Below are 20690 nucleotides of genomic sequence, written 5' to 3'. Positions count from 1 at the left end.
TGACTACACGGCGCTGAACAACCGGCTCAGTTCGGTGAGCCAGGGGACGGCGACGGCGATGGTCGGCACCACGAGGATGGCCACCGACGCGGCGTAGGCGGCGAGAGCCATCGGGGTTCCCGCCTCCGAGGAGGCCAGGCGCTGCACCCGCAGCAGGGTGCTGGGACCACCCGCGGCCATGGCGCCCTTGGGGGCAATCGACCCCGAACAGGCGACGAGCGCGCGGGCCAGCGCGGTCGGTCCGGTGGCGCGGACGGCGGAGTCGTCGGCCAGCATCTCGACCAGCAACTGCACCGACCCGAGCGCGGACTTGCTGCGCACGACGGTGGGGAAGGCGGCGTTGACGGCGGTGAACGCCTCGAGGACGAGGTCGTGCCGGGCCCGCAAATGGGACCGCTCGTGGGTCAGTATCGCGGTGATCTCCGCGTCGTCGAGATTGGTGAACGTGCCCTGGCTCAGCACCACCCGCTGGCGCAGACCGGGCAGGCAGTAGGCGATGGGCTCGGTGACGTCGAGGACCCGCAGGTCCGGGGTGCGGGCGAGCGGTGACGAGGAATCGCAGCGGTCGAGGAGGTCGACCAGCATGCGGTGCCGGGCGCGTCGGCGACGGGTGCGGACCCCGACCTGCACGATCGCGAAGATCAGTTTGGCGCCGACGAGGAGGGTGAGCGCAAAGACCACCACGTACAGCAGCCACAGGGGCAGGCCCAGGGCGTCGATCTCGGCGACCGGCGCCGTGGTCGGGCGTCCGTCCGGTCCGGGGACCAGGAGCTGGCTGGCGATCGCGAGGCCCGAACTGAATGCGGACAGAACTGCGGCGAGGGCGATTGCCTGCCACAGCACGAGTGCTGCTCGGGGGGCGCGATGCGGCCATCGGGCACGACTCAACAGCGCAGGGACAGGCCCTGCGAGTAGAAGTGCGAGTACTCCGAATACCAGCGCGGTGGTGGCGTCCATGTCCTACTCATCATGCATGACGAACGTCAGCCGGCGCGAACGGTTCCCGACTGATTGTCTCCGGTGGACCGCTCCTTGGCCTCGAGCGCGGCGAGGGCCTCGCGGAGCGCGTCGGCCTCGTCGGCGCCGACCTGGCCGACGAAGTGCACGAGTGCGGCGGCGCGGCTGCCGGACTTGTCGGCCTGCTGCAGTGCGTCCACCATGAGGCTCGCGACGAGCTCCTCACGCTGGTGCACCGGCAGGTACCGGTGGGCGCGGTCGTCGCGCTGCTGAATGACGAGGTGCTTCTTCGCCAGTCGCTGGAGCACTGTCATGACAGTCGTGTACGCGAGTTCACGGCGTGCCGCCAGTGCCTCGTGTACCTGCCGTACCGTCTGCGGTTCCGAAGTGGACCACAGGTGATCCATCACTGCGCGTTCGAGTTCGCCGAGTCCAGCCATAAACCGATTCTACGGATACGACGACGCAGATACGTACTACTGGTAGTAGTAAAACTGCGTCACGGCGTGTGGTATTGGCCATACTTCGAAGGGGTGGATTACGGTCGGGTTGGCAGCGGCCGACCCGCCGGGCAAGCGTTCGTTCTCGACATCGCGGAGAGTGGGGACCTGGCGGATGAAGACCGACGACAGCGCGGCGACCGGGCACGATGCGGCGGCCAGGGTCAAGGGTCAGACCGGGCGGGCAGCGGAACGGGTCTGGGGCGGGGTGCGGGGTGCACCGGTCAGCATTGCGCTGCTGGTGGTGATCTGGATCCTCGCGATCGCCACGTCCAGTGTGATCAGCGGCCCCTCCCACGACCTGTCCCAGCACGTCGCGATCGGGATCCGGGCGTTCCAGAACGGGTGGGTGTGGACCCTGTTCACGGCCGGGCTGTGGGGCGACGACGTCCTGGCGTACTTGTCGACGACCGTCCTCGTCCTCGTGGCGGCCGCACCGCTGGAACGTCGCATGGGGTCGGCGCGGTTCGCGCTGGCCGCGGTCGCCACCCAGGTGCTCGGCGGGCTGCTCGCACTGTCGGTGGCCGCCGTCGCGAAGGTCGTCGACGCGAACTGGGGTTTCCGGCTGCACGTGGGCATGGCCGTCGGCCCGAGCACGTGGATCGTCGGTGCCGCGATGGTCGCCAGTTCGAACATGGGCACCCTGTGGCGTCGGCGGATCCGCGTCGGCGTCCTCGTGTTCACCATCACCTTGGCACTGTTCAGTGGGTCGCTGCAGGACGTGGTCCGGCTCGCCGCGGCCGTGGTCGGGCTGGTGATCGGCCGCTGGATCGTCGGCCGCTCCGCCCGCGGCGAACGGATCGCGGGCACCCAGCGTGAGGGCCGGGTGCTGGTCGCGATCATCGTGGCGGCCAGTGCGATCGGCCCGATGATCGCGGCGCTGTCCGCGGAGGCGGTCGGACCGCTCGCCGTGCTCCGCGACCTGTTCCGCGGCATCCCCTACACGGCCGGCGAGGTGCGCGACCTGTGCGAGGTGTCGGCGTCGGACCCCGAATGCCGGCGCGGGCTGCTCGAACTGCGCCTGTCCGGGGTCGGGCCGACCCTGCTGAGTCTGATGCCGTCCCTGTTCCTCCTCACCCTCAGCGACGGCCTCCGACGGGGCCGTCGCTTCGCGTGGGTCGCGTCCGTGATCGCCCAGGTGATCCTGCTGGTGCTGTCGCTGCTGAACTTCGCGGTCCGGTTCGTCGACTCCCTCGACGAGGACTCCCTGTTCTACGGTCTCGCCGACCCGAACCTGTACCGGACGCTGGTGCCGTTCCTGACGCCGCTGGCGATCCTGATCGTGCTGCTCGCCACCCGGCGGTTCTTCGACGTCTCCGCCCCGGCCGGCACCTACCGGCGGCTGGCCGTCGTCCTGGTGTCCGTCCTGGGCGGGCTCGCCGTCCTCTACGTCCTGGGCGGGCTGTGGGCGCGGAACGGTTTCGACCCCCGGCCCGGCATGGCGACGCTGCTCGCCGACTTCCCGGAGCGGCTCATCCCGCCCGTGTACCTGCAGTGGCTCGACCCCCGGCTGCTGCCGGTGAGCATTCCCGCGACCCTGCTGTACGAGTGGACCGGGGTGGTGTTCTGGGTGGCGGCGTGCGCGCTCGTCGCCGCGACGTTCCTCAGTCCCGCCATCGGATCGGACTCGGAGTCCGCCGAACGGGCCCGCGCCCTGCTGAAGTCGGGGAGCGGAAGCCCGCTGTCCTGGATGACGACGTGGCGCGGCAACAACTACTGGTTCTCCGCCGACGGCACCGGCTACGTCGCGTACCGTGTCCTCGCCGGTGTCGCGCTCACCACCGGCGACCCGGTCGGCCCGCCGGACCGGTTGCGGGACAACGTCGAACACTTCGCCGAATTCGCCGCCGCCAACGGGTGGATCCCGTGCTTCTACTCGGTGACCGGGGAGGTCCGCGCCGTCACGGACGCCCTCGGCTGGAGCGGCATCCAGGTCGCCGAGGAGACGGTGCTGGATCTGGGGCAGATCGCGTTCACCGGAAAGCGATTCCAGGACGTCCGGACCGCCCTGAACAAGGCGAAGAAGTCGGGGATCACCGCGGAATGGGTCAGCTTCCCCAGCGCCCCCCGGTCGATCACCGACCAGATCACGGCGATCTCCGAGGAATGGGTGGCCGACAAGGGGATGCCCGAGATGGGGTTCACGCTCGGCGGACTCGACGAGGTCGACGACCCGGAGGTGCGCTGCCTGGTCGCCGTCGACGAGGACCGCACCGTCCACGGCGTCACGTCCTGGTTGCCGGTGTACCAGGACGCGCGGGTGGTCGGCTGGACCCTCGACTTCATGCGGCGGCGCTCGGAAGGGTTCCGGCCGGCGATGGAGTTCCTCATCGCGTCCGCGGCGCTGAAACTGGAGGAGGAGGGGGCGCAGTTCCTGAGCCTGTCCGGCGCCCCGCTCGCCAAGGTCGAACAACCGGACGGCGACGCCGACGAGCAGGAACGGTCGGAGTCGTCGAGCCTGTCGGCGGTGATGGACAGCGTTCTCGATCTGCTCGGCCGGACCCTGGAACCGGTGTACGGGTTCCGTTCGCTGCTGGCGTTCAAGTCGAAGTTCCAGCCCCGGTACGTGGCCATGCACATGACGTTCGCCGACCCGGCCGCCCTGCCGAGCATCGGCAACGCCGTCGGCAGGGCGTACCTGCCGACGGTGTCGCTGGGACAGAGTTACCGGCTGGTGCGGACGATGATCGGCGGCCGACGCTGACGGCCGCTACTTCGTCTCCGGTCCGCCGACCGCGCCGTACACGTGGCGGGTGCCGATCGGCACCACCAGCGGGCGATCGGACACCGGGTCGGCGATGACCGCGGCCTCGAGACCGAACACCTCGAGCAGGAGTTCGGCGGAGATGATGTCCTTCGGCGCGCCGGCCGCGACGATGGTGCCGTCCCGCATGACGATCAGCTGATCGCTGTAGCGGATCGCGAGGTTCAGGTCGTGGAGCACCATCACCACAGTGCGGCCCAGCTCCTCATGCATCCGGTCCACCAGGTCGAGCACCTCGATCGAGTGCGCCAGGTCCAGGTAGGTGGTGGGCTCGTCGAGCAGGAGGATGTCGGTTCCCTGCGCGAGGGCCATCGAGATCCAGGCCCGCTGACGCTGACCACCCGACAGTTGGTCGACGGGGCGGTCCGCGAGATCGGACACCCCGGTCAACGCGAGCGCCTCGGCGACCTCGCCCTCGTCGTCGGACGACCACTGCCGCAGCCACGACTGGTGCGGGTGCCTGCCGCGGGCCACCAGGTCGGCCACCGTGAGCCCCTCGGGGGCCAGCGGCGCCTGGGGAAGCATGCCCAGTGTGCGGGCGACGTCCTTGGTGCGCATCGAGCCGATGGCCTTGCCGTCGAGCAGCACCGAACCGTTGCGCGGCTTCAGCAGCCGCCCCAGCGCGCGCAGCAGGGTGGACTTGCCGCAGCCGTTCGGCCCGATCACGGTGGTGATCACCCCGGTCCTCACCTCGAGGTCGAGGTTGTCGACGATGACCCGGTCGCCGTACCCGAGGCTCAGGTTCTCGGCGATCAGTCGAGAGTCAGTCTGCACGGTCATGCCGAGACCTTCCGATTGTTGCGCACCAGCAGATACAGCAGGAATGGACCGCCGAGTGCGGAGGTGACGATACCCACCGGCAGCTCGACGGGCAGGATCGTGCGGGCGACGACGTCGCTGCCCACCACGAGCACGGCGCCGGTCAGGGCGGACGCGATGAGCGGCGGGCCGGCGGACCGCACCAGCCGCAGCGCCACCTGCGGTGCGGCGAGCGCGACGAAGCCGACCGGACCCGCTGCCGCGGTCGCGATGCCGGCCAGGGCGACGGACATGAGCAGGAGCCGGGCCTGCGACCACTGCAGCCGCACACCCAGCGACACCGCGTTGTCGTCGCCGAGGCGGAGGGCGCCCATCGTGAACGACGAGATCACCGCGTAGCCGCCGACGAGGACGACGGCGATGGTGACGGGCCACACCTGACTCCAGGCGGCGCCGTTGAGGGACCCGTTGAGCCACACCTGGGCCCGCGACGCGTCGTTGATGTCCGCGGAGATCAGCAGCCAGCCGGTGACGGCGATCAGCATGGCGTTGATGCCGATGCCGATCAGGATCAGCCGGTAACCCTCCACCCCGCCGCGCCACGCGAGCATATAGATGACCAGCGCGGTGAGCAGTCCGCCGAACAGGGCGGCCAGCGGGATGCCCAGGGTGGCGAGGAGGCCGACGAAGCTGCCGCCGCCGCCGAGGACGATCAGCGCGACCGCGGCGGCGCTGGCACCGGACGTGATGCCGAGAATGTCCGGGCTGGCGAGGGCGTTGCGGGCGATGGACTGGGTGATGGCGCCGGCCAGGCCGAGGGCCATGCCGATGAACACCCCGGTCAGCGACCGCGGCAGCCGGAGGTCCATGACGATGAAGTTTTGGGCCTTCGTGCCGCCGCCGAACAGCACCCGGGTGACCTCGGGGATCGACAGCGGGTAGTCGCCGCGACCGATGTTGAGGCACAGCACCAGGAACAGCGCCACCAGCAGGGCCACGTTCACGGCGATGCCGAGGGGGCGCAGGACCAGGGAGATCGGTCCGAGCCGGAACGCGGGGCGGGCCGGGACGCGGGACGCCGGGGCGGCCCCGAGGTCGGGGCGCACTTCGTCGCGAGTGCTCACAGGCTTGCCAACTTTCTGCGCCGAACCAACGCGATGAAGAACGGTGCACCGAACACGGCCAGCACGATCCCCACCTGCAGCTCACCCGGCCGGACCACGACGCGTCCGATGACGTCGGCGGTCACGAGCATGACGCCGCCGAGGAGCCCGGCGTAGGGGACCAGCCACCGGTAGTCGGGGCCGGTGATCGCCCGCGCGACGTGGGGGACGACGAGACCGATGAATGCGATCGGACCGCACGCCGCGGTGGCCGCACCGGTGAGGAGGGTGATCGCGACGATGCCGAGTGCGCGGCTGGCCGCGATGTTCGTGCCCAGCGACCGTGCCACGTCCTCGCCGAGGCTGAGGACGTTCAGGCCCGGTGTGCTGACGAGGGCGAGGATCAGTCCGATGACGAGGAACGGCAGCACCTGCCACAGCACGTCGAAGCCGCGGCCGGCCACCGACCCGACCACCCAGAAGCGGTAGGAGTCGAGGCTGGACTGGTCGACGATGATGATTGCGTTGGTCATCGCCTGCAGGAAGAACGCGACGGCGGCGCCGGCCAGGGCCAGGCTCAGCGGGCTCGCCGCCCCGTTCCCGATCGATGACAGCCCGAACACGATCACGCTCGCCGCGAACGACCCGGCGAACGCGAACCACAGGTATTCGCTGGGCGCGCTGAACCCGAACAGGTACATCGACAGCACCACGAGGAATGCGGCGCCCGCGTTGAGCCCGAGGAGGCCCGCGTCGGCGAGCGGGTTGCGGGTGTGCCCCTGGATGAGGGCGCCCGCGACACCGAGCGCCATTCCGACGACGAGTCCCAGTGCGGTGCGCGGGCCGCGGAGGGTGCGCACGATGATGTCGGTCTGCGAACCGTCCGCGTCGAACAGTGCATGGAAGATCTCCGCGAACGACAGCGGCCGCGCCCCGACGGCGACGCTGGCGAGGAGCACCAACCCGAGCAGGACCACGAGGACGCCCAGCCCGACGAGCCGACGTCGCCGGATCGCCGCGACCGACACGTCCTTCTCGCGGACGGTGAAGCCCTCGTCGGACGCGGTGCTCTCCCGCACGACCTCGGTTCCGGAACGCCGGAACACCCGCTGCAGCGACCGTTTCGGGCCGATCGCGTCCTGGGTGTGGGTGTCGCGGGTGACCAGGCCGACCCAGCCCTTGCCCGAACTCTGGCCGGTGTTGCCTTCGCGGAAACCGCGGTTCCACAGGGCCAGTCCGAGGGCGATCGCGACGGCGGCGCCGCCGAACACGACCCGGTCCGCCTGCCCGCCGCCGTTGTCGTCGCGGAGGGACTCCACGATGTACCAGCCGAGGACGAGGGGGATGGCCACTATCCCGATGTCGAGCAGTCCCGCGAGTGCCCGGAGGTACAGCGGGGCGGGACCGCGCGGGACGTCGCGCTTCCCGTAGGGCTCGTCGGTCGGCAGGTGCGGGATGTCGCTGCCGAACTGTCTCGTCGTCGTCACTGGCGGGGGAAGCTCCTGACGTGTGTGCCTGTGCACCGGATCTGCACCGAATTCAACTACTTAGGTTACGGAACCCTATCTCTGATGCCACATCCGGCGGGACGTCCCGAGCGTTGCGGTCGACGGGGGTGCCTCACATCACATGATGTCAAGTCTTGATATTTGGTTAGGCTCACCTATGTTTGGTGTGTTCCATCCCGACCGATTGGAGTGCACGGTGACTTCGACCCTGTCCGCCCCCGCGACCGCACTGGACGTGTCCTGCACGCGACTTCGCGCGCTGAACGCCGAATATCCGCGCATGTACGCGGTCGCGACGATGGCAGACGAGGGTAAACGCCGGTGGTGGTCGCTGGCGGACGACATCGACGGCGACCGGGTGCCCCGGATGTGGGCCCGTTCGCTCGAGGATGTTCCCGACCCGGACGTCGCCGCGATGCAGGTGGCCACCGCGCTCATTCACGCCGTGGTCGGGCGCGTCACCGCGCTCGTCGTCCTGGAGGGCCGCGCGTGGGACCCGGGGCTCGAGAACCTGTGGATCCACATGGACAGCGACGAGGGCATCGACTGGGCGGGTGTCGCCGACGACACCATGCGCGTGCTGCCGGACGACCCCTACGCCGGCGCACCCCGGACGGTCACCGTGCCCTGCGAGCGGGCGCTGCTGCTCTGGACGGTGCACCGCAGTCTCACGTCGCTGCACGCGGTGTTCGACGCCATCGCCCGGCTGACGCCGATCGACGCGTCCCGCTTCTGGGGACTCGTGGGGGAGGCCGTGCTCGGAGCCGCGACGTACGTGCCGATCCTCGCCGGTGGCGGCGAGGCGGCCGCGCAGCGCCGCGGGCAGGGGATCCTGGACGCCTTCGTGGCCGCCGGGGTGCCGGTCCGCTCGAAGAGCCGGATCACGCGCCCGCACTGCGGCCGACTCGGGCAAGCCAGGAAGCGCTTGCTTAATTAGGGCAGCCTTGCCTATACTCGTTCCAGGCGCCGAGCAGAAATGCCGGCGCCGAGAACCGAACTACCGGACCGCGCCGGAGTCCTGAGGGCTGCAGTGACTCCCAGGTCCATCCCACGGCGGGCCTCACGCTGACACAGTGTGAGGCCCGCCGATCCGTTTGCCCCACCTGCTTTTCCCGCCTCCCTTCCCGTCGTGTAGGCAGGAGATCGGGTGCGCCGCGAGAGCGCACAGCGATCCGATGGAGAGTGTGATGGTGGATTCCGGGGAACAGCAGGCATCGAACGGTGACGGGCGGATCGACACTGCCGCGTTGGCCGATCAACTGGGCAAGGGCTTCGACGCCCTCATCGGGCTCGAATACACCGAACTCTCACCCGACCGCGTGCGAGCGCAATGGACGGTCACCCCGGACCTGCAGCAGCCGGCCGGAATCCAGCACGGCGGCGTCTACTGCTCCGTCATCGAATCGGTGGCCAGCGCAGCGGGCACGGTGTGGCTCGGCGGCCGCGGACACGTCGTCGGTGTCAACAACAACACCGACTTCCTCCGCGCGACCCGGGAGGGCACGCTGACCGCCGAAGCCAGCCCCGTCCACCGCGGACGCACCCAGCAGCTGTGGGAGGTCCGGATCACCGACGAACAGGACCGACTCGTCTCCAAGGGGCAGGTCCGGCTCGCGAACATCACCGACACCGGACGCCTCGGCAACTGACGACCACCCACGCGCACGGCGGAGGGGACGGACCCGACAGGTCCGTCCCCTCCGCTCTGTTCACGTCATGGGCGCGCCTGCGTCACCCCGCGGCTTTGCGCTGCGCGCCGCCCGACTTCTCGGCGGCCTCTTTCTCCCGCTCGTGCCGCTCCAGCTGCTCCATCGCGTTGCGGGCGAACACCCACTGCTCGGTGGATGCCATCTGCGCGCGCCCGCGGCCGAGGAACGTCACCGTCCACGACAGCAGAGTGGACAGCCGGCTGCGGAACCCGACCAGGTACATCAGGTGGATTGCCAGCCAGGCCACCCAGCCGATGAAACCGCTGATCTCGAGCTTCCCGACCTTCGCCACCGCACTGAATCGCGAGATGGTGGCCATGCTGCCCTTGTCGAAGTACTTGAACGGCGGCCTGTCTTCCGGCTTGTGACCGCTCAGGCCGGCCTTGATCTGCTTGGCTGCGTACTTGCCGCCCTGCATCGCGACCTGCGCCAGACCTGGCAACTTGTCGAGCGCCATCATGTCGCCGATCACGAACACCTCGGGGTGGCCGGGCACCGACAGGTCGGGTTTGACCAGGACGCGACCGGCCCGGTCGATCTCGGCGTCCGACTGCTCCGCGATCTGCTTGCCCAGCGGGCTCGCCTGCACACCGGCCGACCACACCTTGCACTGCGACTCGATCCGGCGTTGCGTGCCGTCCTTGTCCTTGACGACGAGGCCGTCGACGTCGACGTCGACGACCATCGCCCCCAGCTGGATCTCGATGCCGAGCTTCTCCAGCTGCTGGCGGGCCTTACGGCTCAGCTTGCCGCCGTAGACGGGCAGCACGTCGTCCGCGCCGTCCAGCAGGATCACGCGGGCCTCACGGGGATCGATGTTGCGGAACGCCCCCGACAGGGTGCGCCGCGACAGTTCCGCGATCTGGCCGGCGAGTTCGACACCGGTCGGACCGGCGCCGACGACGACGAACGTCAGGAGCCGGGCGCGTTCGGCGGGATCGTTCGACAATTCGGCCTGCTCGAACGCGCCCAGGATGCGGCCGCGCAGTTCGAGGGCGTCGTCGATGGTCTTCATGCCCGGCGCGAACTCGGAGAAATGATCGTTGCCGAAGTAGGACTGGCCCGCGCCCGCCGCGACGATCAGGCTGTCGTACGGGGTGACGGTGGTCCGGTCCAGGAACCGGGAGGTGATCGTCTTCGCCTCGAGATCGATCTCGTCGACATCGCCGAGCAGAACCTTGGTGTTCTTCTGCTTGCGCAGCACCAACCGGGTGGCGGGAGCGATGTCGCCGACGGAGAGAATGCCGGTCGCCACCTGATACAGCAACGGCTGAAACAGATGGTGAGTGGTGCGCGCGATCATGGTGATGTCGACATCGGCATTCTTCAGCGCCTGTGTGCCGAACAACCCACCGAAGCCGGATCCAATGACCACGACGCGATGGCGGCGTGACTCAACCGACTTGATACTCATTCCGTGCTCCTCGAAAAATAGACGACTCCTGTCACGGTAGTCGCCTTGTCCCCGAGCGTCTCAGTAAGCCGCGCTTCCCCCCGCCTGCACAGCGGAATCGATCCAGAACCCGGCGGCCCGTCCATACGTGAAGGCGGGCAGCCCCTCCGTGAGGAATTGCCCGCCTTCCGGTGCGTACGCGGCTATTCCGCCCGTCCGATCCGCTTCCGCCCCGTGGGAGTCCCCGGCGATTCCGGCGGAATGAAATCCGATTTGATCGAGAACACGAACAGTGCCGACACCCCGACCACGACGACAAGAATGGTGAGGACTACGACCACGTAGCCGAAACCGACACCAATTGCTGTCAAGTCCATCAGACCTACCTCCTCAGTCGCTGCTCACGCTACTGCGGAGGGTAGCCGCTGTCACCGCGTCGGCGGGGAAGAACGATTCGATGGCCAGCTCCGCGACCGTCACGTCGAGGGGAGTGCCGAACATCGTGGTCGTGCTGAGGAACGCCAGCACCGTGTCGTGGTGTCGGATACGCAGCGGCACGACGAGCGACCCCGGCAGTCCGGCGCCGTCGACGGTGCCGCCGGGGTAGCCCTCCAACTCGCCCAGCAGGTCACGCAGTCCGTCGTCGCCGGTCACCGCGATCTGATGACGCAGCCGGTGCAGAAGATGCCCCCGCCACTGCGCCAGGTCGAGGATCCGCGGTGCCATGCCGTCCGGGTGCAGGCTCAACCGCAGGACGTTCACGGGCGGCTCGAGCAGCTCCGCGGCACATCCCTCGGTCAGCACCGCGACGGCCTCGTTGGCGTCCACCATGTTCCAGTGCCGGTCGACGACCACCGCCGGATACGGGGAATGCGCGGTGAGGATCTTCCCGATGGCGTCGGCGATCGACGCCATCGGCACCTCCGACAGTCGGTGCTCCGGGAAGGCGGGCGCGAAACCGCCGGCGAGGAGCAGTGCGTTGCGTTCACGCAGCGGAATGTCGAGATGGTCGCTGAGGCGCAGCAGCATCGCCCGCGTGGGATTCGACCGCCCGGTCTCCAGGAAACTGATGTGCCGTGCCGAGATCTCCGCGCGGTTCGCCAGTTCCAGCTGACTGAGCCGGCGGCGTTCCCGCCACGCCCGCAGGTGGGTGCCGACATGCGACGTGCGCCGATCGTCGAGGGTGGTCATTCGGCCAGCCTAGGTCGGGCGGATCGCCGCGACCATTACCTCGGACGTCATGGTCAGCGGTCACGTGAGGTGATCGAACTCCCCGGTCACCCACGCGCAGTGCCGCGTGGCCGAGTATTCGAGCGCCTCCCGGCCGTCGCTGTCGATCACGTTGTCGAAGTTGCCGATGATGCGGTCGAACTCGAGATGCGAGAGCTGGTCCGCGATGCGCCGCACCACCGCCGCGGACAGCGGCAGCCGGTTCGGGTAGGACCGGAGGAACGACACCGTGCGGCGGTCCGGGTTGGGGAACACGCCGTCCCCGGTGAGGAGGACCCCCCGGCCGTCGGCGCCGTCCCGCCAGTGCGCGACGGCGCTGCCCGGAAAGTGCCCGCCGATCTGGTGCAGGGTCAGACCCGGCGTCACCTCGTGGGTGCCGGACCAGAACACGATCGGGCCGTCGGACCGCGCCAGCCACGCGCGGTCCGCGTCGGCCACCAGGATCGGCACGCCGCCGAGCGCCTTCGACCACTGCGTCTGGACCCCGAACATGTGCGGGTGGCTGCCGGCGACGGCGATGACCGGGCCGTGCGCGGCGACGGCGTCGACGGCGGCGTCGTCGACGAACCCGATCGGATCCCACAGCAGCGACCCGGCGGGGGTGCGGATCACGAGGGACTGCTGGCCGATCGCGGTCTTCGGGTCCACGTACAGGCCGTGCAGCCCCGGCTCGACCTCGTGCTCGACCGCGCGGTACCCCGCACCGGCGAGCTTCTCCACGGTGGTCCACTCCTGACCGCCCAGCGGAATGTACTGGCGTTCGTCCGCGCAGATCGCGCACTCGTCGGGGAGCGGGGTGTTCGGGTCCTGTTCGACGCCGCACGTGGCGCAGAGATGAAATAACACCCCTCGATCATGCATCCTCACGGCACCCCGAGGAGCCGCAATCCGGCAGTCGCTGCGGCCGCGGACAGGACGATCACGACGAAAGGTGCCTTCCGCCGGGCGAGTATGCCCGCGACGACGACGCCGGTGGGACGCGCCACTCCGGCGAGGTCGTGGCCTTCGGTGAGCGCGGTCGTGCCCACCAGTGCGGTGAGCAGAACCACGGCGGCCGTCGCCATGGTCCGCTCCACCCACGGCCGGGTGGCGATCCGTGGCCGCAGCACCGGTCCCGCGAACCGGAAGGCGAACGTGCCCGCCGCAAGGACCCCGACCGACCCGATCAGCACGAGGTTCCCGGTCACGGCAGCACCTTCCGCCGCACACCGGCACGCAGCCCCACCAGCGCCGCCAGCACCGGAAGCCCGGCGGGCAGGAAGGGCGTGGTGGCCAGGGCGATCACACCGCCGGCCAGTGCCGGTACCCGCACGTCCCGATCGCGCAACGCCGGCAGCACCAGCGCCAGCAGCACCGCCGGGAACATGGCGTCCAGTCCCAGCACCGCGGGGTCGCCGATCGCCGAGCCCGCCACCGCGCCGAGCACGGCCCCGAGCGGCCAGCACATCGCGATCCCCACACCGCACGCCCAGTACGCGGCGCGCCTGCGGTCGGCGTCCGTCTCACCGAGGGCGAACACCACCGACTCGTCGTTCATCAGGTGACTGCCGACGACGCGGCGCAGCCCGCGCCCCAGCACGTCACCGACCGCCAGACCGAACGGCAGGTGCCGCGCGTTCACCAGCAGCCCGGCGATCGTCGCCGCGACCGGGCTTCCGCCTGCCGCGACGATGCCGACGAACAGGAACTCCGCAGATCCGGCGAGGACCAGCACCGACAGCGCGACGGGCAACCAGGCGTCCAGGCCCGAACCCACCGCGATGGCGCCGTACGACATGCCGACCAGTCCGTCGGCGAGGCACACCAGCGCGATGTTTCGGAGGACCCGCGAATCGAGTGTTCGCTTCATCGAACGCATGACTTCTATACTGAACACATGGTGCATCGTTCGTCAAGACGAACATCGCGACCAAAATAATGAACGGGTTGTCGGGAAGGGAAACCATGGCAGGGCAATCCCCACTGGGCTACATCGGACCCTCGCTGCGTCGCGAACGCGAACGCTCGGGTATGTCCCTGACCGAGGTCGCCCGCCGCGCCGGGGTTGCGAAATCCACACTGTCCCAACTGGAATCGGGGGGCGGCAACCCGAGCGTCGAAACCCTGTGGGCCCTCTGCGTCGCACTCGACGTGCAGATGTCGCAACTGTTGGACCCGCCGCGGCCGCGCGTGCAGGTCATCCGGGCCGACGAAGGACCGGAACTGACATCCGACCGGTCCGACTACCGCGCCACCCTCGTCGCGTCCTGCCCGCCGTCCGCGCGCCGGGATCTATACCGCCTCGCCGTCGAACCCGGCCCCGCCCGGGAGTCCGAACCGCACATGCCCGGGGTGGTCGAGCACGTCATCCTCAGTGCCGGGCGCGCCCTCGTCGGCGTCGCGGGTGATCCGGTCGAACTCGGACCCGGCGACTACATCGCCTACCCCGGCGATGTTGCACATGTGTTCGAAGCGCTGGAGCCGGGCACCCGCGCCGTCCTGGTGTCCGAACACAACTGAGGACATTCGGCGAAATTTCTCCGCCCAGGGTGTCGATTCGGAAGGGTGACATTCGTATAGGAGGTGAGAGCCGGCCACATCCGCAGTCGCCGGCTGTCCGATCCGAGGAGGAACCCGAGATGACCCAGTACCTGTTGAGCGTGTACCAGCCCGACGGACCCGCTCCCGAACCCGACGTCCTCGCGAAGATCGGCGACGACCTCGACGCCCTCAACCAGGAGATGGTGTCCGCGGGCGCGTGGGTGTTCAGCGGGGGACTGTGCGCCCCCGCCACGGCGACCGTGCTGCGGGCCCAGGGCGGGGACGTGCTCCTCACCGACGGCCCCTACACCGAAGGCAAGGAACATCTCGGCGGATTCACCATCGTCGAGGCGCCCGACCTGGACGCCGCCCTCGAATGGGGTCGCAAACTCACCCGGGCGACGACCCTTCCGATCGAGGTCCGGCCGTTCGTACACCACGGTGGAGCCGGCGACTGACGTGGTCGGGTCCGCCGACATCGAACGGGTGTTCCGCGAGGAACACGGCCGCGCGGTGTCCGTCCTGGTCGGCGTGTTCGGCGACCTCGACATCGCCGAGGACGCCGTCCAGGACGCGTTCACCGAGGCGGTGCGGCGCTGGCCCTCGTCCGGGCTGCCGCCGAGCCCGGCCGGATGGATCATCACCACCGCCCGGCGCCGCACGATCGATCGGCTCCGGCGCGAGGCCACCCGGCACGACCGCCACGCGCAGGCCGCCCTGTTGCTCGCCCGCGACGAACCGGTGGAGGAGGGCGTCGTGCACGATGACCGGCTACGCCTGATCTTCACGTGCTGCCACCCGGCGCTCGCCCCCGCCGCCCAGGTCGCGCTGACCCTCCGCCTCCTGGGCGGGCTCGGCACCGCGGAGATCGCGCGCGCATTCCTGGTCCCCGAGCCGACCATGGCGCAGCGCCTCGTCCGGGCCAAGGGGAAGATCCGGGACGCCCGGATCCCCTACCGGGTGCCGAGCGAGACCGATCTGCCGGACCGCCTCCGCGCCGTCCTGGCCGTCGTCTATCTGATCTTCAACGAGGGCTACACGGCCAGTTCCGGGGACCGGCTGACGCGGGCGGACCTGTGCGCCGAGGCCATCCGCCTCGGCCGGGTCCTGGCCGCGCTGATGCCCGACGAACCGGAGGTCACCGGGCTGCTCGCGTTGATGGTGCTGATCGAGTCGCGGCGAGACGCCCGCACCGACGGCGACGGCCGGCTCGTGCTCCTGCCCGATCAGGACCGCAGTCGGTGGGATCGTGACCTCGTCGCCGAGGGGCAGTCGCTGGTGCGGGAGTGCCTGCGACGGAACACGCCCGGGCAGTATCAGATTCAGGCCGCGATCAACGCCGTCCACAGCGATGCGGAGACGGCCGCCGACACCGACTGGTGGCAGATCCTGCAGTTGTACGACCAGTTGATGTCGGTGGCGCCGAGTCCGGTGGTGGCCCTGAACCGGGCGGTCGCCGTCGCCGAGGTCAGGGGACCGGAGCAGGGGTTGGCCCTCGTCGACCAGCTCGACCTCGGCAAATACCACCTGTACCACGCGGTGCGGGCCGATCTGCTCCGCAGACTCGGACGTCCCGACGAGGCGGCGCGCGCATACGAGACGGCGCGCGACCGCACCGAGAACGCTGCCGAGCGGGAATTCCTTCGGGAACAGCGCGATTCGCTCCGATGACCCGGACTGCCGGTCAGAGACCCAGGCCCGGCGGCAGGCACACCGACCCGAAACACGTTTCCGTGCTCACGGTGACGGGGAGAGGCTCCGCCGTCGCCGGCTTCGCGTATGCGGTCTCCGGGAGCGGCGCCGAACCCCACACCTCGTCACCGGGGCCCGCGTTCTCACTGCAGATCCAGTGGACCAGGTAGTCGCCGTCGGGCACCGCGTCGAACACGAAGTCCCGCGGTCCCGGCCCGATCACCACATTCGATGCGTGGAACATCGCCACGGACTCGGGGTTCACGATGTCATCCGCCGCATGCAGCCCGCCGAGTCCGCACACGATGTCCGCACCGGTGTCGTTCGCGATCGTCGTCGTGACGGTGCTCCCGGCCACCGCGGCGGCCAGGGTCACGTCGGGTGGGTCCGCGGCGACGGGAGCGGCCAGGAACAGGGGGAGGGGGCCTGCGGCGATCAGCGTGACCGCGGCCCGGGGCACGAGTGTCATCAGCGGAACCTTCGTTCTCGGCGGTCTCACTCCGGACTTCACGGTGTTGATACCCGCGGTGCGGGCGGATAAACGGCGGCGGGCGACACGTCAAGTTCCCCCGGTGGATCATTCGACGGCACCCGCCGGGGATCGGAGCATTCAGCGTCGGCGGCGTTTGGCGCGGGCGGCGAACTCGTCCAGCACCCGGACCACGTCCTTGGCCTGCCAGATCCGGTTCCGTCGCCCGTCGGTGATCTGGGTGAGGATCCCGGCGTCGACCAGGCGGTCGATGGCGATCTGCGCGTTGGCGCCGGTCACCCCGAGCGTGGATGTGACGAGCTTGTTGTCGACGACCGGTTGGCGAAGGAGCAAGTCCACCAGCCGGTGTACCGCCGCGCCGCGCCGCGCCGTCACACGGGTGCGCCAGTCGGCTCGAACCGCTTCCAGGTCCTGAACGAGGGTGCGACCGTTGGCGACCGCACCGAACGATGCCTCCGCGATCGACCGGACGATCGGCTCGACGTTCCCGGACCGGTACTCGCCGAGTGCGTCGAAATACTCTGCGGTGTCGTGTAGTAGGCCCGCGGACACCGGAACGGCAACACTGCGGGTGAGCTGTCCGCCGCGCAGCATCGCCTGGATCAGGGCGCGTCCGACACGCCCGTTGCCGTCCGGGAACGGGTGGATGGTTTCGAACTGCGCGTGCGCGACCGCTATCTGCGCGATCACGGGCACATCGACGCGGTTGGCGAAGACGATCAAGTCGTCGATCAGTGCGGGAACCCGGTCATGGTGCGGGGGGACGAATTGCGCGGTGTGGGGTCCGAGGCTTCCGCCGCCGATCCAGACCTGCTGCTGCCGCCATCGACCGGCGATGTTCGGATCGCCGTGTTCGAGCAGCGCGCGATGCATCTGCAGGATCGCCTCGGCGTCGATGGAGTCGGACAACTCCAACGCGGCGTGCATGGCGCGGACGTTTCCGACGATCAGGCGGGCGTTGCGGGAGGCGTGCTCGCCGAGTTCGGCCAGCGCGATCTGCCGCGCCCCGCTGCTGAGGTTCTCGATCTCCGAGCTCGACGCACTCTCGGTGCGGAGCAGAATGGAGGCGAACGGGGCGGTGATGTGGCCGACCTCGACGTCGAAACGGGTGAGCTCGGTCGCCGCGTCCTCCGTCAGCGATTGCAGCTCGCCGCTCAGTGAGATGGTTTGCTCCGCGATGAACGCCGGTACTGCCGCACGGTAGGGGCCGGCAGTGAGGCGCCGCTCGCGCCGAGAGCCGTAGTCGCCGGCGGTGCTGACCCACGGATGCTGCTCGTAGGCGACAGGAGGCCACAAGAGTCCGCCGTTAACCGATGCCACCCAGCGAACATACCATTGGTTAATAAGTTATCCAATGGTATGGACCCTGGGTAGTGGCGGTGTGCAACGCGATCGAGCGCCGGTTCTACGACTTCGGTTCCGGCGCCCAAGCGTGTTCCGCGTGATTCTCGGTGTTCCCGTGTTCATCACGCTGTGACCGGCGTCGCCGGGAGGCGGTGATTCGGCGACCGATGATTCCGTGCTGGGGTGCGAACAGGTAGACCAGCGCGAATGCCGCACCCTGGGACAGCACCACCATGCCGCCGCTGGCCGTGTCGAGGTGATAGCTCAGGTACAGGCCGATGACGGCGCAGGCTGCCGAGATCGCCGGGGCGATGACCAGCATCCGGTGGAAGCTGTCGGTCAGCAGGTACGCGGTGGCTCCGGGAATGATCAGCATCGCGACGACCAGGATGACGCCGACGGCCTGCAGGGCCACCACCGCCGTCAGGGCCAGCAGCCCCAGGAGCGCGGCCCCGAGCAGGCGCGGGTTCAGGCCGATCGCGTGGGCGTGGGTGGGGTCGAAGGCGTACAGCGTGAAGTCGCGGCGCTTGACGATCAGTGCGACGAAGACGAAGGCCCCGAGTAGGGCGATCTGGACGAGGTCGGAGCGGCTCACACCCAGCAGGTTGCCGAAGATGATGTGGTTGAGGTCGGTTTGGCTCGGGGTGACCGAGACCAGCACCAGCCCGAGCGCGAACAGGGTGGAGAACACGATGCCGATCGCGGCGTCCTCCTTGACGCGGCTGGTGTCGCGGACCACCCCGATCAGTGCCACGGCAAGGAACCCGAAGATCACCGCGCCGATCGCGAACGGGGCGCCGACGATGTAGGCCAGGACGACGCCGGGCAGGACGGCGTGCGAGACCGCGTCACCCATCAGTGACCAGCCAATCAGAACCAGCCAGCACGACAGCACCGCGCACACCACGGCGGCGATCAGGGTGGTGATCAGCGCGCGGACCATGAAGTCGTAGCGCAGCGGGTCGACGAAGAAGTCGATGACATCCATTGATTCTCAGGTCCTTGTCATGACGTCGAGGCCGAAGGCGGCCGCCAGGTTCTCCGGTTGCAGCACGACCGTCGGGTCACCGTGCATGAGGACGGTGCGCATCAGCAGGATCGCCTCGTCGGCCAGGGTGGGCAGTGCGTGCAGGTCGTGGGTGGAGACCAGGATCGCCGCACCCGCGGCCGCGAGTTCACGCAGCAGTGCGGTGATGGTGGCTTCGGAGCGTTTGTCGACCCCGGCGAACGGTTCGTCGAGGAGAAGGATGGTGGCGCCCTGTGCGATTCCGCGGGCGACGAAGGTGCGCTTCTTCTGGCCGCCGGACAGTTGCCCGATCTGCCGGTCCGCCAGTTCGGTCAGTTCGACGCGTTCGAGGGCGTGGTCGACGGCCTCGCGGTCAGCTCTGCCGGGCCGCCGGGTCAGCCCCATGTGCCCGTAGCGGCCGGTCATCACCACGTCCCGCACCGAGAGGGGGAACGTCCAGTCCACGTCCTCGCTCTGCGGAACGTAACCCAGCACACCGGTCTTGCGTGCCGCGGCGGGCGCCGTGCCGTTGATGCGGACCGTGCCGGAGTCGGGTTTGACGGTGCCCATGATCGTCTTGAACAGGGTGGACTTTCCGGAACCGTTCATGCCGACGAGACCGCAGACGCGTCCGGGGTGCAGGGCAAGCGAGACCTGGTCGAGCGCAAGGACATCGCCGTAGTGGACGGTGACGTCCTGCACCTCGACGGCCGGCCGGGTGGTCATGATTGCTGCCCGTTCAGTGCGGCGGTGAGGGTGTCGGCGTCGTGCCGGATCAGATCCAGGTACGTCGGCACGGGCCCGTCCGCCTCGGACAGCGAGTCGACGTAGAGGGTGCCACCGAACGCGGCGCCCGTGGCTTCGACGACGCGTTGCATCGGCGCATCCGACACCGTGGATTCGCAGAACACCGCCGGAACCCGATTGTCCTTGACGAACTCGATCGTCGAAGCGATCTGCTGGGGCGTGGCCTGCTGTTCGGCGTTGACCGGCCAGATGTACTTCTCGGTCAGCCCCGCGTCCCGGGCCAGATACGAGAACGCTCCCTCGCACGTGACCAGCGCCCGTTCGTTGACCGGCAGTGCCCCCAGCTCGGCGACCAACTCGTCCTGCACCTTCTGCAGCTGCGCCTTGTACGTGTCGCCGTTGATGCGATAGTCCGGAGCATGTGCCGAATCGAGTTCGCTCAACGCGGCGACCATGTTGTCGACGTAGATCTGCACGTTCAACGGTGACATCCAGGCGTGCGGATTCGGTTTGCCCGCGTAGGCGTCCTCGCCGATGGCGATCGGCTCGACGCCGTCGCTGACGACCACGTGCTCGACGTCCAAGCCGTCGACGAACTGGGCGAACCACGCCTCCAGGTTCATCCCGTTGTCGAGGATCAGGTCGGCCTCGGCTGCCTTCTTGATATCGCCCGGGGTGGGTTCGTATCCGTGGATTTCCGCGCCGGCCTTGGTGATCGACTCGACGGTCACGTGCTCGCCTCCGACGTTCGCGGCGATATCGGCGAGAACGGTGAACGTCGTCAACACCACCGGTTTGTCGTTTTCCGGCCCGTCGCCCGTGCCGCATCCCGACAGCATCAGCGCCGTGGCAAGAGCTGTCAGCACGGCGGCACCGGCTGCCGGCTGTCGTCGCGCACCCACCTTGAAGCCCGTTGTTTTCACGGTCGAATCATAATGTTCGGCTGACCGAAACCACAAGAGGGCGGA

The 20690-nt window shown here is 69.0% G+C and carries 22 protein-coding genes; 6 read left to right on the top strand and 16 right to left on the bottom strand.

Annotation, left to right across the window (positions count from 1 at the left end; translation table 11 throughout):
* Positions 1-3 precede the first annotated feature (3 nt).
* Both QM693_RS24210 and QM693_RS24205 read right to left on the bottom strand, forming a co-directional pair.
* Positions 4-957: a M56 family metallopeptidase gene (locus QM693_RS24210; RefSeq protein WP_283353638.1), complete on the bottom strand. Its 954-nt coding sequence runs from the start codon at positions 955-957 to the stop codon at positions 4-6.
* Positions 958-983: 26 nt separating this feature from the next.
* Positions 984-1397, bottom strand: a complete 414-nt coding sequence (locus tag QM693_RS24205) for a BlaI/MecI/CopY family transcriptional regulator (RefSeq protein ID WP_005246077.1) — start codon at positions 1395-1397, stop codon at positions 984-986.
* A gap of 175 nt (positions 1398-1572) precedes the next feature.
* Between QM693_RS24205 and QM693_RS24200 the strand changes: the two genes are divergently transcribed.
* The gene (locus QM693_RS24200) at positions 1573-4161 is read left to right on the top strand and encodes a phosphatidylglycerol lysyltransferase domain-containing protein (protein ID WP_283353637.1); all 2589 of its coding nucleotides are present in this window, start codon (positions 1573-1575) and stop codon (positions 4159-4161) included.
* A 6-nt stretch (positions 4162-4167) separates the two neighbouring features.
* Here the strand turns inward: QM693_RS24200 and QM693_RS24195 are convergent, their stop codons facing one another.
* Genes QM693_RS24195 through QM693_RS24185 form a run of 3 tightly spaced genes read right to left on the bottom strand, consistent with a single transcriptional unit; the run spans position 4168 to position 7570 of the window.
* Positions 4168-5001 carry an ABC transporter ATP-binding protein gene (locus QM693_RS24195; protein WP_283353636.1) on the bottom strand — a complete coding sequence of 278 codons (834 nt, stop codon included), beginning with the start codon at positions 4999-5001 and terminating at the stop codon, positions 4168-4170.
* Entirely contained in the window at positions 4998-6104 is a 1107-nt protein-coding gene (locus QM693_RS24190) for a FecCD family ABC transporter permease (protein ID WP_283353635.1), read from the bottom strand. Before QM693_RS24190 ends, QM693_RS24195 begins: the two co-directional genes overlap by 4 nt.
* Positions 6101-7570, bottom strand: a complete 1470-nt coding sequence (locus tag QM693_RS24185) for a FecCD family ABC transporter permease (RefSeq protein WP_283332387.1) — start codon at positions 7568-7570, stop codon at positions 6101-6103. Before QM693_RS24185 ends, QM693_RS24190 begins: the two co-directional genes overlap by 4 nt.
* A gap of 178 nt (positions 7571-7748) precedes the next feature.
* Here QM693_RS24185 and QM693_RS24180 point away from each other — a divergent pair, with 178 nt between their 5' ends.
* Positions 7749-8528 (top strand): hypothetical protein, encoded by a 780-nt coding sequence (locus tag QM693_RS24180; RefSeq protein ID WP_283332388.1) that lies wholly within the window; start codon positions 7749-7751, stop codon positions 8526-8528.
* Positions 8529-8778: 250 nt separating this feature from the next.
* Complete coding sequence (locus QM693_RS24175; protein WP_005255099.1) at positions 8779-9240, top strand: PaaI family thioesterase; 462 nt, start codon at positions 8779-8781, stop codon at positions 9238-9240.
* Positions 9241-9322: 82 nt separating this feature from the next.
* Here the strand turns inward: QM693_RS24175 and QM693_RS24170 are convergent, their stop codons facing one another.
* The 6 genes from QM693_RS24170 to QM693_RS24145 all read right to left on the bottom strand — a co-directional run bounded on the left by QM693_RS24170 (position 9323) and on the right by QM693_RS24145 (position 13781).
* Positions 9323-10714, bottom strand: coding sequence for an NAD(P)/FAD-dependent oxidoreductase (locus QM693_RS24170; protein WP_283332390.1), 1392 nt, complete (start codon positions 10712-10714; stop codon positions 9323-9325).
* A gap of 182 nt (positions 10715-10896) precedes the next feature.
* Positions 10897-11070: a hypothetical protein gene (locus QM693_RS24165; protein ID WP_009480519.1), complete on the bottom strand. Its 174-nt coding sequence runs from the start codon at positions 11068-11070 to the stop codon at positions 10897-10899.
* A gap of 13 nt (positions 11071-11083) precedes the next feature.
* Positions 11084-11884 (bottom strand): helix-turn-helix domain-containing protein, encoded by an 801-nt coding sequence (locus tag QM693_RS24160; RefSeq protein ID WP_283353634.1) that lies wholly within the window; start codon positions 11882-11884, stop codon positions 11084-11086.
* Positions 11885-11944: 60 nt separating this feature from the next.
* Positions 11945-12769: an MBL fold metallo-hydrolase gene (locus QM693_RS24155; RefSeq protein WP_283332392.1), complete on the bottom strand. Its 825-nt coding sequence runs from the start codon at positions 12767-12769 to the stop codon at positions 11945-11947.
* A 17-nt stretch (positions 12770-12786) separates the two neighbouring features.
* Positions 12787-13110 (bottom strand): AzlD domain-containing protein, encoded by a 324-nt coding sequence (locus QM693_RS24150; protein WP_283353633.1) that lies wholly within the window; start codon positions 13108-13110, stop codon positions 12787-12789.
* Positions 13107-13781 (bottom strand): AzlC family ABC transporter permease, encoded by a 675-nt coding sequence (locus QM693_RS24145; protein WP_283353632.1) that lies wholly within the window; start codon positions 13779-13781, stop codon positions 13107-13109. Before QM693_RS24145 ends, QM693_RS24150 begins: the two co-directional genes overlap by 4 nt.
* A gap of 86 nt (positions 13782-13867) precedes the next feature.
* On the opposite strand from QM693_RS24145, the gene QM693_RS24140 reads away from it, so the two are divergent.
* The 3 genes from QM693_RS24140 to QM693_RS24130 all read left to right on the top strand — a co-directional run bounded on the left by QM693_RS24140 (position 13868) and on the right by QM693_RS24130 (position 16114).
* A complete protein-coding gene (locus QM693_RS24140) occupies positions 13868-14422 on the top strand; it encodes a helix-turn-helix domain-containing protein (RefSeq protein ID WP_043793370.1) in 555 nt (184 codons plus the stop codon).
* Positions 14423-14541: 119 nt separating this feature from the next.
* On the top strand, positions 14542-14901 hold the full coding sequence (locus tag QM693_RS24135; protein WP_283353631.1) for a YciI family protein: 360 nt from the start codon (positions 14542-14544) through the stop codon (positions 14899-14901).
* A gap of 1 nt (position 14902) precedes the next feature.
* Positions 14903-16114 carry an RNA polymerase sigma factor gene (locus QM693_RS24130; RefSeq protein WP_283353665.1) on the top strand — a complete coding sequence of 404 codons (1212 nt, stop codon included), beginning with the start codon at positions 14903-14905 and terminating at the stop codon, positions 16112-16114.
* Positions 16115-16127: 13 nt separating this feature from the next.
* On the opposite strand, the gene QM693_RS24125 is transcribed toward QM693_RS24130, so the two are convergent.
* The 5 genes from QM693_RS24125 to QM693_RS24105 form a co-directional block, all read right to left on the bottom strand.
* A complete protein-coding gene (locus QM693_RS24125; protein WP_283353630.1) occupies positions 16128-16604 on the bottom strand; it encodes a hypothetical protein in 477 nt (158 codons plus the stop codon).
* A gap of 141 nt (positions 16605-16745) precedes the next feature.
* On the bottom strand, positions 16746-17945 hold the full coding sequence (locus QM693_RS24120) for a Fic family protein (RefSeq protein ID WP_283353629.1): 1200 nt from the start codon (positions 17943-17945) through the stop codon (positions 16746-16748).
* Positions 17946-18030: 85 nt separating this feature from the next.
* Complete coding sequence (locus QM693_RS24115; RefSeq protein WP_283353628.1) at positions 18031-18957, bottom strand: metal ABC transporter permease; 927 nt, start codon at positions 18955-18957, stop codon at positions 18031-18033.
* Positions 18958-18963: 6 nt separating this feature from the next.
* Positions 18964-19701, bottom strand: a complete 738-nt coding sequence (locus QM693_RS24110) for a metal ABC transporter ATP-binding protein (RefSeq protein WP_283353627.1) — start codon at positions 19699-19701, stop codon at positions 18964-18966.
* Positions 19698-20624, bottom strand: a complete 927-nt coding sequence (locus tag QM693_RS24105; protein WP_283353664.1) for a metal ABC transporter substrate-binding protein — start codon at positions 20622-20624, stop codon at positions 19698-19700. Before QM693_RS24105 ends, QM693_RS24110 begins: the two co-directional genes overlap by 4 nt.
* Positions 20625-20690 lie beyond the last annotated feature (66 nt).

Source organism: Rhodococcus sp. IEGM 1305, assembly GCF_030058635.1.
Lineage (GTDB): Bacteria > Actinomycetota > Actinomycetes > Mycobacteriales > Mycobacteriaceae > Rhodococcus_F > Rhodococcus_F opacus_D.
The sequence above is the reverse complement of the archived record's forward strand: the minus strand, read 5'-3'. Positions and strand labels throughout refer to the sequence as shown.